Here is a 12,688-nt window from a genome sequence, read left to right on the forward strand (position 1 = left end):
AGGGTTTATCCACAACAGCCGCGCCGATGGCAAAGTGCGCGGCTATCCACAGTGGGATCAGGAGTTGCTCTTCTCGAACTTGCGCAGCAGCTCGTTACCACGGCTAACGGCGGTGTCCAGGGCTTCCTGTGCAGTCTTTTTACCGCTCCAGACTTCTTCCAGCTCTTCGTTGATGACATCACGGATTTGCACCATGTTGCCCAGACGCAGGCCTTTAGAGTTTTCGGTCGGTGCCTTGGTGGTCATCTGCATGATGCCCACATCGGTGCCAGGGTTGTTGGCATAGAAGCCCTGGCTTTGAGTCAACTCATAGGCTGCCTGAGTGATGGGCAGATAGCCGGAGAACTGGTGCCAGTCGGCCTGGACTTCGGCGGAGGACAGATAGCTGAAGAACTTGGCTACCCCTTTATATTCTTCGGCAGGTTTACCCTGCAGTACCCACAGGGATGCGCCACCGATGATGGTGTTTTGCGGCTCGCTGATGGCTTCGCCCCAGTAGGGTAACTGGGCCACCCCGAAATCAAACTTCACATTGCTTTTTACCCCGGCATAGGCGGCAGAGGAGTTCATGTACATGGCGCACTCGCCATTGTAGAACTTGGGCGCACTGTCAGAACGGCGACCACCGTAGTCGAACACTTTCGTCTTCTGCCATTCGGCTAACTGGGCAATGTGCTTCACATGCAGCGGGCTATTGATCGCCAGCTCAGTGTTGACTCCGGTAAAGCCATTGGCTTCGCTGGCGAAGGGGATGTTATGACGGGCACTGAAGTTTTCCAGCTGTACCCAGGACTGCCAGCCAGTGGTAAAGCCACAGGTCACGCCAGCGGCTTGCAGTTTTTCCGCTACGCCCTGCATCTCTTCCCAGGTTTTGGGGGGTTCAACACCGGCTTTGGCAAAGGCTTCTTTGTTGTAATAAAGCACGGGTGTGGAGGAGTTAAAGGGCATGGACAGCATGTTGCCATCGCTGTCGGTGTAGTAGCCGGTGACGGCGCTCAGGTAGCCTGCTTTATCGAAGTTTTCGCCAGCGTCCTGCATCAGTTGGAACACAGGATAAACCGCACCTTTAGCGGACATCATGGTAGCGGTGCCTACTTCAAACACCTGCACAATGTGCGGCTGTTGCTTGGCACGGAAGGCAGCAATGGCGGCGGTCATGGTTTCGGTGTAGTTACCCTTAAATACCGGCTTAACGACATAATCGCTTTGGCTGGCATTAAAGTTCTCGGCGATCTGGGTCAGTTTTTCCCCCAGTTCTCCTCCCATCGCATGCCACCACTCAATTTCAGTGGCAGCAAAGCTGGTGCTGGCTAGGGAGGTTCCAAGAAGCAGAGCGGACAGGTGACGCAGTTTCATGTTCAGAGCTCCTCGTTGAGCATTGTTATTGGAGTTGCCTGGCTCGGCAGTTCACAATCGAGGTTGCAGACTACTGGGCAAATGTTGCAAATGCGTGATTTTTATCTTTCATTCGAAATTAAATGAACCTATTTGAGGTTCAAATGAAAGTAGAAGGCTTTCGCTCATCCTGCAAACTTTGGCAAAGAGGATTTTTTGCAGCGCTATAAACGGGATTTGTGTCAGGCCCGCCTGAGCAGGATGGATAAAGGGTTTGGGAGCATGCCAGGGCTGCGCTATGCTGAGCAGAGCAAGGCATTGGCCGAGAGAGGATGCAATGAAGGTAAAACTGGGTAGCTGGCTGGTGGCAGTGGCGCTGCTGTTCGGGCTTATGGGTTGCTCGGATCGTAAACCGGAGCAAGCCAATGAGGTGGCGGTGCAAGGGTTGTATAGCGGTGCGTTGGCGGCTAATGGCAAGTTTGCTGTGATTGGTTCGATTCACCATGGTGGCAGTCTCTGGCAGGTGGAGACGAACGAGCGTCTGTTCGATTGGAACCTGAAAGCGGATCGCTACGCTAACCTGGTGGCGGTGGATATTGATGATGAAGGGCGTTACGCGGTGACTGCCGAGCCTTGGGATTTGGCGCTATGGGATGTTGCCAGCGGTAAGCCAATTGATTATCGCCGTGCGCCAGCGGAGATTTTAGATGTTGCGCTGTCGGAGACTGGGCAGCTGTTGGCGGTGGGGCTCGATGATCGCACCGCCATGTTATTTGACACGGAGCAGGGGGCGCCGTTGCAGACCTTTACCCATGGTGGACGGGTGCGGGCAGTGGCGCTGAACCAGGCCAAGGGTTTGCTGTTGACCGGGGATGATACCTATCTCTCCACCCTGTGGGACATCAAAACCGGCAAGAAACTGCATGAGGTGGAGATCGGCAATCAGGCTACTGTAACGGCTCTGTCGGCAGACGGTAAGCTGGCCTTTAGTGCCTCTCAGCTGAATAAGGCGGTGATCTGGGATACGGTGACGGGGCAGGTGAAGCATACCCTGGCGTCAATGAGTTCAGGTTTTGAGCGCAAGGCGACCTTTACCGCGGCGCGTTTTATCGATCAAGGTCAGCGTCTGCTAACCGGCACTAGCAGTGGCCGGGTGTGGCTTTGGGATACCCGCACTGGGGTGTTGGAGGCCAGTTGGATGCTGCACCATCGGGAGACGAAAAAGCCGGTCAGCGTGTCGGTAATGAGTGTGAGTAGTCTGGGAGCAAATCGGCATCTGGCACTGGGCTCAAATGGCTTTGTCAACCAGTTAAGCGGGCCCTAGGCCTTGTAGATGAATAGCAAAACGCCCGGTGTAACCGGGCGTTTGTCGCTGAGCAGGGTGCCTTAGCTGGCAGGCTTGGCTTCAGCGGGTTTTTCTTCCTTCTTGAGGATCTCCAGCAGCTCCACTTCAAATACCAATACAGCATTGGGCGGAATGCTACCTGCGCCACCGGGGCCATAGCCCAGGGCGGGGGGAATAACCAGTTCAAACTTGGAGCCAACCGGCATCAGCTGCAGGCCTTCGGTCCAGCCGGGGATGACGGCGTTGAGAGGGAATTCAGCAGGCTCATTACGGGCGTAAGAGGAGTCAAACTCGGTGCCGTCGATCAGCTTGCCACGGTAATGTACCTTGACGTTGTCTTCTGCTTTGGGCTTTTTACCATCGCCCTTGCTGATCACCTTGTATTGCAGACCTGACTTGGTGGTTTTCACCCCTTCTGCCTTGGCATTTTTAGCCAGGAAGTCATCGGCTTCTTTCTGCGCCTTGTCCATCATCTCTTTCAGCTTGTTCTGCTGAAAGGTGGTGATGACTTCGGTGACTTGTTCAGGGGTCAGGGCAGGCTCGCTCTGGCTGTAAATCGACTTTACCCCGGCCAGGAAGGCATCGTAATCCAGGGTATCTACCCGGCTAGCAAGCTGCTCGCCCAGAATCAGGCCGAAAGAGTAGCTAAGTTTGGCCTGATCGGATTCCAGCTTCACAGCGGTTTCCGCCAGGGTGGGCACGCTTACGCTCAAACTGAACGCTGCGGCCAGCAGAGATTTTTTCATACTGAATCCTTGTTGGATTACGTGTCGGGTTAAGAGGGAGCGAGTCCACACGCTCCCATCTGGGCCGGATGCAGCAAGGCGATCCGGCACAAGATTATCTATTGGAGCATATTTCCAGGCAAAAGGTTTCCCTAGCTGAGTAAATTTGTCTGTAATTCTGTTTCAAGGTGTTCCAGCTGTTCGGTCAGTGCCAGCCAGCTTTCTTCGGTTTCCGCCAGGCGTTGCTGAACCTGTTGTTGCTCTGCCAGGGTCTGCTTTAATTGCTGTTTGCGGCTGTCCTCATACAGGCTGGGGTCGGCCAGTTGCTCATTGAGCTGATCAAGCTGTTGCTGGAGCTTTTGCATACTGGCTTCGGCTTTTTCCAGCTGTTGGCGCAGGGGGCGTAGTTGTTGCCGAATGGCAGCTTCCTGGCGCTTACGCTCTTTACGCTGCTGGGCGCTGTGTTCACCTTTGCTGGCGTTGTCCTGACTACGGGCATTGAGCTGTTGTTGACGTTGGCTGAGCCAGCGTTGGTAGTCTTCCAGATCTCCTTCAAATTCGCTGACTTGGCCATCGGCAACCAGCAGGAAGGTATCCACGCAAGCGCGTAGTAGGGCACGATCGTGAGAGACCAGCACCAGCGCCCCTTCAAAATCCTGTAGTGCCAGCATCAGTGCATGGCGTACTTCCAGATCGAGGTGGTTGGTGGGCTCGTCCATCAGCAGTAAGTTAGGCTTCTGCCAGGCAATCAATGCTAGGGCCAGACGGGCCTTCTCACCGCCGGAAAAAATGCCGACCTGCTCAAACACTCGGTCACCGATAAAGCCAAAACTGCCGAGAAAATCCCGCACCTGCTGATCACTGAGTTGGGGCGCCAGGCGCTGCAGGTGTAGGGCCGGGCTGGCGTTGAGGTCTAAGGCTTCCAGGGTGTGCTGGGCAAAGTAACCAATTTGTAGATGTTCACCGGCCTGGCGTTGTCCGCTTAATAAAGGCAGTTCACCGACCAGGGTTTTGATCAGGGTCGATTTACCGGCACCGTTTGGCCCTAACAGGCCAATGCGCTGACCGGGCTGTAGAATCAGTTTGAGCTGGCTGATCACTCCCTGCTGATAGCCAAGTTCAGCTTGATCCAGGCTCAGTAGGGGAGAGGAGAGCTTGTCGCTGGTGGCGAAGCTAAAGTTAAAAGGCGTGTCGACGTGGGCGGCACTAATCCGTTCCATGCGCTCCAGGGCTTTAATCCGGCTCTGTGCCTGGCGAGCCTTGCTGGCCTTGGCTTTAAAGCGGCGGATAAAGTCTTCCATATGAGCAATCTGGCGCTGCTGGCCTTCATACAGTGCTTGCTGTTGTGCCAGGCGCTCGGCACGGGCCAGCTCAAAAGCGGTGTAGTTGCCGCGATAGAGCTGGGTTTTGCGCTGTTCGAAGCAGACGATGTGATCGACCACATTGTCGAGGAAGTCGCGATCGTGGGAGATCAGCAGCAGGGTGCCGGGGTATTGGCGTAGCCACTGTTCTAGCCAGAGGGTAGCATCCAAGTCCAGGTGGTTGGTGGGCTCATCCAGCAGTAGTAAGTCAGAAGGACACATCAATGCCCGCGCCAGGTTGAGGCGAATACGCCAACCACCGGAGAAGGAGCGTACCGCTTGTTGTTGGGCGCTGGCGCTAAAACCCAGACCATCCAGCAGCACTGCTGCACGGGCGGGGGCGCTGTAGCCATCAATATTTTGAAACTGGGCGTGGAGTTCCCCCAGGTGTTGGTGTTGCCCCTGGCTGTCAGCTTCCTGCATGGCCTGTTCGAGCTGACGGTACAGTTGATCACCATCTAGCACATAGTCGAGGGCGCTGCGTTCGCTGGCTTCAACTTCCTGGGCCATGTGGGCCAAGCGCCAGCCTGGCGTAATAAAAAGCTCGCCGCTATCGGCATGGAGCTCACCTAGCAGCAGCTTAAACAGGCTTGACTTACCGGCGCCATTGGCGCCGATAATGCCGACTTTATAGCCGGCATGCAGGCTGAGATCGGCCTGCTCCAATAAGAGTTGATGACCGCGTTGCAGGCTAAGTTGGCTGAGTTTAATCATGACTAAATCGCAGTACTCATCTGGGGGAGCCGACTCCCTCTGGGAATGTGCCTGTGCGCTTTACCGGGCACCAGGGGTGGCAGCGGCCTGTTTGCAGGCGCAAGATCAATATCAACAGAATATTAACCACCTGCTTTGCTGCTGTTGGCTTGGGCTGCGCGGACAGGGGCTGGATTATAGCCTGATTGCAGCGGCTCCGGCAGCGTTAAACTGGCATCAGCACTTTGTACTGCCAGTGCGTGCCCTGCGCCGCCAAGCTAAAGCCTGGCCGGTGGATGAGACGCTGTATCAGCAGTGGCTGGCGCTAGAGCTGGCACTGGAGCGCCAGGAGCTAGATTACCTGGAGCAGGCGCTGGCGCTTTCGATGAAACCTTTGATGAAACCTTTGATGAAACCGGCGCCAGGCAAGCAGACCTCTGGGCCCGATTTGGTGCGGGCCAATTGGTTAGCCTATTGGCAGCAACAGGGATTAACCAATCAGCTTACGACGCCTCTGCTTGAGCTGTTGCAACCGCTGTTGCAAGCGTGTCAGCAGCCAGGGCAAGAGGGCGGCACAGCTGATCAGTAAGGCAGCAAGAGCGAGGCGCCAGCTCATGTGCGCCTCACCAGCCAGCACTAAAAGCAGGGTCGAGAGCAAGGGCGCACTATAGGCAAGCAGGCCGAGTAAGCGGATATCACCATGCTTCATACCGTAGTCCCAGCTAAAGAATGCTAACCCCACTGGGCCCAATCCTAAGCCCAGGACGCCGACCCAGCTCAGGCTGTCCGTTGGCCAGTAGCTGTTTTCCAGGCTGAGGTGAACACCTGCCCCCAGCAGCGCAGTCACTAAACAAAACCAGGCCACCGCATCCGTGGGTACCTCGGCAAATAAACGGCTGCAGACGGAGTAACTCGACCAGATCAAGGCACACAATAAGGCGGCGCCATAGCCAAGCAGATTGCCTTGTGCGAAGTCGCTATCCCCTCGCAAGATCAACAATGCCGAACCACTAAGCCCCAGGCACCCTGCCAGTAAATGGCGGAGGGTCAGGCTATGGCCCGGTAACAGCGCCGAAAATAGCAGAATCAGCAGGGGCCAGAGGTAGGCAATCAGGCTGGCCTCGGCGGCTGGAGCGAGGGAAAGGGCAATAAAATAGCAGGCGTGGTAACCGAATAGACCGTAAATCCCTAGTAGCCATACCCGCCAAGGCAGGCGGGCAAAGCGCAAGGGATTTTGTCGACAGATTAGCCACTTTAGCAGCATCAGGGTAAAGGCAATGCTGAAGGTCAGGCTGAGCAATTGGAAAGGGGGAAAGGCCTGACTCCAACGGGTAAAGAGGGCCAGGGTGCTCCACAATAAAATCGCGCTAAAGCCAATCAGACTGGCGGAACCACGGGATAACGTCATGGTGAGCTCCAACGTAAGTGTGGTGCCTAGTGTATTGTCAGGGAGTGCCTGTGGCTTGACCGTTAAGGAGGATGGTTGGCTGGCTTGATCAACAACAGATGCAGTTACGTCCCTGGCGTTTGCTGGCATAAAGCAGGGTATCTGCGCGGCTAAACCAGTCGGACAGGCTTTCACCTGGCTGATAGCAGGCGATGCCGGCGCTAAAACTGAGATGTCCAACACTACTGAACAGATGTTGCTGCAGGGTATGGCTAAGGCGTTCGGTCAGGGCGAGGGCCTGTTGGTTATCTTGGCCATAGAGTAAGAGGGCAAACTCTTCACCGCCCCAACGAGCTAGAGTGTCGATAGGGGCAAGTTCGGTGCGCAATAGGGTGGCCAGCTCACTGAGCACCCGATCGCCTTCACTATGGCCAAAGCGGTCATTCACTTCTTTAAAGCGATCCAGGTCCATCAATACCAGGCTGCTGGGCTGGTTCTCAGCGGCTAAGGCATGTTGTGCCAGCTGCTCGAACTTGCGTCTGTTCCATAAGCCGGTGAGTTGATCGGTGGTGGCCAGGATTTCCAGTTTGTGCATTGCTTGTTGTAGTTGTTGGTTAGCTGCCTCGGCTTGTTGGCGGGCAGCAATCAACTTCTTTTCAATGCGAATCCGCTCGGTGATATCGGTGGCGACAAAACCGGTAGCGATCATTTCGCTTAGGTCATTCCAAATCGGGAACTTGACTGAGAGGTAATGGCGTTCTTGACCATCGACCACTGCGATCTCTTCCAGGTAAAGCGGTGCGCCACTGGCGATCACTTGCAAATCGGCAGCACGAAAGGCCTGGGCAATATGCAGAGGGAAGATGTCTTTATCGCAATGGCCGAGAATATCCGCATCGGTTAAGCCAAATAGCCGTTCGAACTCTTTATTGGCAAGAAGATACTGGCCATTTGGTGCTTTGGCGCCAATCACTGCTCGGGAGTGATCTAATACTGCCTGATACAGTTTTAATTTTTGTTGAGGCTGGCGAGGCATCGTCTTTCCCCATGGACATGTTCAAAAACAGGATGGAACAGGTTAAGGGCCGGGAAAGGCTGTTGAAGGTGGCTGTCCGTGGGGAAAAAGGGCTGGAAAGTCATTTTCCGCCTCTTAGTGTAGTTGGCATTTTGCCCCTTTGGCAAAATGCGGTCAGTTCGCGGTTACAAACGGACCCAGTAGTTGTTGACGCAACTGGCTTGGGGTGAGGCCACTTAAGCGCTTGATAAAGCGATTAAAGGAAGCGCTTTCGGCAAAGCCGCTATTAAGTGCAGCTTCGGTGATGCTGTGGCAGTGACGCAGTTGCTGGCAGCAGTACTGATAACGGCGTTGTTGCAGATAAGGATGGAGTGACTGGCCCTGGCTTTGCTGAAAGGTCGCCTGCAATTGGCGCGGGTGTACCCTTAGCTGGGCGGCGAGCTCTTCCACGCTGGGGAACCAATCGGGGTGTTGCTGTAAGAGCTGTAACAGGTTGACCAGCAGTGCGGGTTGCCAGGGGCCTAAGCGTTGTTCCAATAACCCTAATAATAAACTTAACCACTGTGGCTGGAGCTCAGAGTCGAGGGGCTCACTGGCCATGAAAGTCAGGAACTCCTGCAGGCGACCATCCAGTGCTAGCAAAGGTTGAGTCGGCAAGCGCTCGGGGGCCAGACGGCCTTGGCAGGGCAGATCAATCACTAAAAAGCGATGCTGAGGCGCAGCGGCAAAGGCATGTTCGTGGTGGGCATGGATGAACAGTCCCAGTGTGGGAGAGAGTTGATAATCACGCCCTTGAGTCTGTAGCCATAGCTCGCCAGACAGCGGTAATACCCATTGATGGTGGGCATGCTGATGGGATTCGGGATGGGGCTGGTAGTGTTTCTGCTGAATATTCATCGCTTGTGTCCTTGGCTCTAGCTTAGCGGGTTTCGCCGATGGTGGACATATGCACAGTGAATTTGCCCCTGAGGCAGGGCTCGCATAAAATAGCCGCCTTTCTTTGCCAAGCCCTTAGCGTGTTATGAGTAAAAGCAAACAGCGCAAAACCCTGTCGGAAAAGTGGCGTCTCGCCGCCGTTAGCCAGGGGGTAGAAGTGTCTGTGGCCAGACTAGGGCAACTGGTGTTTCAGGCCCACTATGAAGGCCGCCTGCCCCATGCCGAAAATATCGGTGTGAATGCCTGGGGCAATATGATCAGCTTCGCCCTTAATGAACCTGAAGCCGCCAAAGAGTATTGGAAATGGCTACTGGAGCCGGCTGCTGGAGCAGCGGAAGAAGAGGGCCCTGAACAGCAGATGACACTGTTCTAAGGTTGATCTTGCTCAAGGCGTGCTTGTTGCGCTTTGGTCTATTCTGGAGCGTTTTGGGCGCGACTTGCATCCTGCTTTTCAGTACAATCCTCGCCATCCGTTGTTTTAATGTGAGGAATACGCCATGGGGCATGATTCTAACTTCAAAGACTCTACTGGTATTGGCATGTGGTTGCTGGTGGTTGCTGCTTTTGTCGGCATCTGTGCCCCGGCCCTGATTGCTCTGAGCCGTCTGCAGTTTTAATTGCAGGCTGCCGCACAAAACGCCCTTCGGGGCGTTTTGTCGTTTTTGCGCCAGTGTTTTTTGTTGTTCTTCTCAGTAAAATTCGCGCCATTGTCTATTGAGAGAGTTGGCTATGCCTAAGGCAAGTGAAGTTAAACGTGGTTTTGTGGTGGAGATTAACCGCCAGGTTTACATCGTGCAGAACATTGAGGTGAACAATCCCTCAGCACGGGGCGCGGCGACCCTGTATAAGATGCGTTTCAGCCAGGTACCCGGTGGTGGTAAGTACGAAGAAACCTTCAAGGGTGATGAAATTATCAAAGAAGTGGAAATGCAGCGTCGTACGGTTTCCTATCTGTATAAAGAAGGGGATATGTACACCTTTATGGACGCAGAGGACTACAGCCAGTACTTGTTGAGCGCATCGGTACTGGAAGATCAGCTGCCCTTCTTGCTGGATGGTATGGAAAACCTGCAAGTGTTGCTGGTTGAAGGTCAGCCTGTTTCCTTGCAACTGCCTTCCACCGTAGAGATGGAAATTCTGGAAACGCCGCCGGCGATGAAAGGTTCCAGCGCTACCGCGCGGACCAAGACTGCTCGTTTTGTGACGGGGCTGGAAGTACAGGTGCCTGAATACCTGGAGACCGGTGATCGGGTCAAAATTAATACCGAAACCGGTAAGTTTTCCTCCCGTGCGTAAGCAAGATACTGGCTGGCTACGAGATTAAAACAACAACGCCCGGCAAGCCGGGCGTTGTGCATTCTGTACAGCAGGTACGGAATTAGGCAGCAAAGTTGCTGGCAACAAATTCCCAGTTAACCAGTGCCCAGAAGTTTTCTACATACTTGGGACGCGCATTGCGAGTGTCGATGTAGTAAGCGTGCTCCCACACGTCACAGGTCAGCAGCGGAGTCACACCAGCTTCAGTCAGCGGGGTGCCAGCGTTGCTGGTGGAGCGCAGTTCCAGTTCGCCAGAAGCGGTTTTTACCAGCCAGGCCCAGCCAGAACCGAAAGTGCCGATAGCGGTCTTAGTGAACTCTTCTTTGAATGCAGCGAAAGAACCCCATTTGGCGTTGATGGCATCAGCCAGGGCGCCAGTGGGCTCGCCACCTGCATTGGGAGCCAGGCAGTGCCAGTAGAAGGTGTGGTTCCATACCTGGGCAGCGTTGTTGAATACGCCACCGGAAGATGCACGGACGATTTCTTCCAGGCTCTTGCCTTCAAACTCAGTGCCCTTAACCAGGTTGTTCAGGTTGGTCACGTAAGCTTGGTGGTGCTTGCCGTAGTGGAACTCCAGAGTCTCTTTAGAGATGTGGGGCTCCAGGGCATCCATTGCGTAGGGCAGTGCGGGTAATTCAAAGCTCATGGTTGTCTCCTTGTCTCGCTAGTCAGGCAATTTGTTCGTTTTAATAGTGTGGGCATCTTATCACCGCTGTTAGCGGTTTGCATGAACCTCGAGAAAAGTTGGCAGATTTGGCGATTAAAAGAGGCTAAATCCGCTAACTTTATAGGGTTAATGCTGATCCAGATGGTCCAAATAACGCTCGGCATCCAGGGCGGCCATACAGCCGGCACCAGCAGAGGTGATGGCTTGGCGGTAAACCTGATCCATCACATCTCCAGCGGCAAAAACCCCTTCAATGCTGGTGGCGGTGGCGTTACCCTCCAGGCCGCTTTTCACTTTGATATAGCCGTTGTTCATTTCCAGCTGGCCTTCAAACAGGCCGGTGTTGGGGGTGTGGCCGATGGCGATAAACACACCATCCACTGCCAGCTCTTTGCTTTCGCCGGTTTCAGTGCTTTTTACCCGCATACCGGTGACGCCCATGTCATCACCGAGGACCTCTTCCAGAGTATGGTTCCATTCGATTTTGACATTACCGTTACGGGCTTTTTCCAGCAGCTTGTCCTGCAGAATTTTTTCACTGCGGAAACTATCGCGACGATGCACAACGGTCACTTCAGCGGCGATATTGCTCAGGTACAGTGCCTCTTCCACGGCGGTGTTGCCGCCACCGATAACGGCAACCTTCTTGTTGCGATAGAAGAAACCGTCACAGGTCGCACAGGCAGATACCCCCTTACCCTGGAAGGCCTGCTCACTCTCCAGCCCCAAATATTTGGCACTGGCACCAGTGGCGATAATAAGGGCATCACAGGTGTATACACCGCTATCTCCTTCCAGGCGGAAAGGTCGCTGTTGTAAATCAGCGGTGTGGATATGGTCAAACAGAATTTCAGTATCGAAACGTTCTGCGTGTTTGCGCATCCGCTCCATTAAATCTGGCCCTTGCAGGCCTTCCACATCACCGGGCCAGTTATCGACTTCAGTGGTGGTGGTGAGCTGACCACCCATCTGCATACCCGTCACCAGAACCGGGTTGAGGTTAGCGCGGGCAGCATAAACGGCGGCGGTATAACCCGCCGGGCCAGAGCCGAGGATCAGCAGACGGGCGTGCTTGGTGTTGCTCATAGGAAACCTTATTTTGGCACTTTAAATGGGTAGGTCATGCAATGGTGGCGACCTACTGGAAATTCAATAGAGTGGCATAGTAGTACAGAGTGCTGTCCAGGCCCATTAGCGAATGGCTATTTTAGCTATAGCTTTTAACTATGATTATCGGGAGGAAAGGCACAAATAAAAACGGTGGCCTGGGCCACCGTTTGATGCGTGCTGGTGCAAGCTGCAGGCTTAGGGCGCGCTGTCCAGCATGTGCTGGATAGAGGCCTGAATCTCTTCATCAGAGCAGGTTGCGCAGGTACCGCGAGGAGGCATGGCGTTAATGCCGTTGATGGCATTAGCCAACAGGGTATCCATACCTTTGGCCGCGCGCTCAGTCCAATCAGAGGTGCCAAACTTAGGTGCACCTGCGACCCCTACCGCATGGCAGGCTTGGCAGGAGGCAGCGTAAACATCGGCGCCAGAGCGGGGGCCGCTGGCTGCAGCAGGAGCAGCAGCTACCTGGCTGGCGCACTCTTCGCCTTCCAAGCATACGCTGTAAGCAGGCTTGACTCGGTCAGCAATGGAGTGAGAAGAGTTATGGTCGGCCTGGGCGACCGCTGATACCATCAGACCCATCCCGGCAGCCAACATGGCAACGCGCTTCAGTGCAATCACGGTAACCTCTCTATCTTTAATAGTGGCAGGCGCCGCCTGGTTAGAAAGCAGGCAGTCCAGCAAGTTTGGGCGCGATTATAGCCTGATATACACCTAACGTGAATGGGGATTAGCGCAAGGTCGAAGCCAGAAAAGGCGGCATTGATGCCCATCAATAGTGGACTTGTCCGCAAAAG

Annotated in this window: 13 protein-coding genes; 4 read left to right on the top strand and 9 right to left on the bottom strand. The window is 54.6% G+C overall.

The features are described from left to right. Positions 1 to 57: 57 nt before the first annotated feature. On the bottom strand, positions 58 to 1,356 hold the full coding sequence (gene ugpB, locus Q334_RS0107100; RefSeq protein WP_027312597.1) for a sn-glycerol-3-phosphate ABC transporter substrate-binding protein UgpB: 1,299 nt from the start codon (positions 1,354 to 1,356) through the stop codon (positions 58 to 60). A 316-nt stretch (positions 1,357 to 1,672) separates the two neighbouring features. Between ugpB and Q334_RS0107105 the strand changes: the two genes are divergently transcribed. Further along, positions 1,673 to 2,659 (top strand): WD40 repeat domain-containing protein, encoded by a 987-nt coding sequence (locus Q334_RS0107105; protein WP_027312598.1) that lies wholly within the window; start codon positions 1,673 to 1,675, stop codon positions 2,657 to 2,659. A gap of 62 nt (positions 2,660 to 2,721) precedes the next feature. On the opposite strand, the gene Q334_RS0107110 is transcribed toward Q334_RS0107105, so the two are convergent. Continuing rightward, entirely contained in the window at positions 2,722 to 3,426 is a 705-nt protein-coding gene (locus Q334_RS0107110) for an FKBP-type peptidyl-prolyl cis-trans isomerase (protein ID WP_027312599.1), read from the bottom strand. A 131-nt stretch (positions 3,427 to 3,557) separates the two neighbouring features. Beyond that, positions 3,558 to 5,480: an ATP-binding cassette domain-containing protein gene (locus Q334_RS0107115; protein WP_027312600.1), complete on the bottom strand. Its 1,923-nt coding sequence runs from the start codon at positions 5,478 to 5,480 to the stop codon at positions 3,558 to 3,560. Here Q334_RS0107115 and Q334_RS0107120 point away from each other — a divergent pair. Beyond that, positions 5,479 to 6,048 carry a TIGR02444 family protein gene (locus Q334_RS0107120; protein ID WP_081414381.1) on the top strand — a complete coding sequence of 190 codons (570 nt, stop codon included), beginning with the start codon at positions 5,479 to 5,481 and terminating at the stop codon, positions 6,046 to 6,048. The two genes, Q334_RS0107115 and Q334_RS0107120, sit on opposite strands and share 2 nt — an antisense overlap. Here Q334_RS0107120 and yddG read toward each other — a convergent pair. The 3 genes from yddG to Q334_RS0107135 form a co-directional block, all read right to left on the bottom strand. Continuing rightward, positions 5,950 to 6,867, bottom strand: coding sequence for an aromatic amino acid exporter YddG (yddG, locus tag Q334_RS18340; protein WP_051527593.1), 918 nt, complete (start codon positions 6,865 to 6,867; stop codon positions 5,950 to 5,952). The two genes, Q334_RS0107120 and yddG, sit on opposite strands and share 99 nt — an antisense overlap. An 88-nt stretch (positions 6,868 to 6,955) precedes the next feature. Beyond that, positions 6,956 to 7,882 carry a GGDEF domain-containing protein gene (locus tag Q334_RS19915; RefSeq protein WP_051527594.1) on the bottom strand — a complete coding sequence of 309 codons (927 nt, stop codon included), beginning with the start codon at positions 7,880 to 7,882 and terminating at the stop codon, positions 6,956 to 6,958. Between the two features lie 153 nt (positions 7,883 to 8,035). Continuing rightward, entirely contained in the window at positions 8,036 to 8,758 is a 723-nt protein-coding gene (locus Q334_RS0107135; protein WP_027312602.1) for a helix-turn-helix transcriptional regulator, read from the bottom strand. A 124-nt stretch (positions 8,759 to 8,882) separates the two neighbouring features. Between Q334_RS0107135 and Q334_RS0107140 the strand changes: the two genes are divergently transcribed. Both Q334_RS0107140 and efpL read left to right on the top strand, forming a co-directional pair. Beyond that, positions 8,883 to 9,170 carry a hypothetical protein gene (locus Q334_RS0107140; protein ID WP_027312603.1) on the top strand — a complete coding sequence of 96 codons (288 nt, stop codon included), beginning with the start codon at positions 8,883 to 8,885 and terminating at the stop codon, positions 9,168 to 9,170. 356 nt (positions 9,171 to 9,526) lie between these two features. Beyond that, positions 9,527 to 10,093 carry an elongation factor P-like protein EfpL gene (gene efpL / locus Q334_RS0107150; protein ID WP_027312604.1) on the top strand — a complete coding sequence of 189 codons (567 nt, stop codon included), beginning with the start codon at positions 9,527 to 9,529 and terminating at the stop codon, positions 10,091 to 10,093. Positions 10,094 to 10,175: 82 nt separating this feature from the next. On the opposite strand, the gene sodB is transcribed toward efpL, so the two are convergent. From sodB to Q334_RS0107165, 3 genes are all read right to left on the bottom strand, one after another. After that, complete coding sequence (sodB, locus tag Q334_RS0107155) at positions 10,176 to 10,760, bottom strand: superoxide dismutase [Fe] (protein WP_027312605.1); 585 nt, start codon at positions 10,758 to 10,760, stop codon at positions 10,176 to 10,178. Positions 10,761 to 10,907: 147 nt separating this feature from the next. After that, entirely contained in the window at positions 10,908 to 11,867 is a 960-nt protein-coding gene (gene trxB / locus Q334_RS0107160) for a thioredoxin-disulfide reductase (protein ID WP_027312606.1), read from the bottom strand. 219 nt (positions 11,868 to 12,086) lie between these two features. Then, a complete protein-coding gene (locus Q334_RS0107165; RefSeq protein ID WP_342667446.1) occupies positions 12,087 to 12,512 on the bottom strand; it encodes a c-type cytochrome in 426 nt (141 codons plus the stop codon). Positions 12,513 to 12,688 lie beyond the last annotated feature (176 nt).

Origin of the sequence: Balneatrix alpica DSM 16621, assembly GCF_000619885.1 — a bacterium.
GTDB lineage: Bacteria > Pseudomonadota > Gammaproteobacteria > Pseudomonadales > Balneatricaceae > Balneatrix > Balneatrix alpica.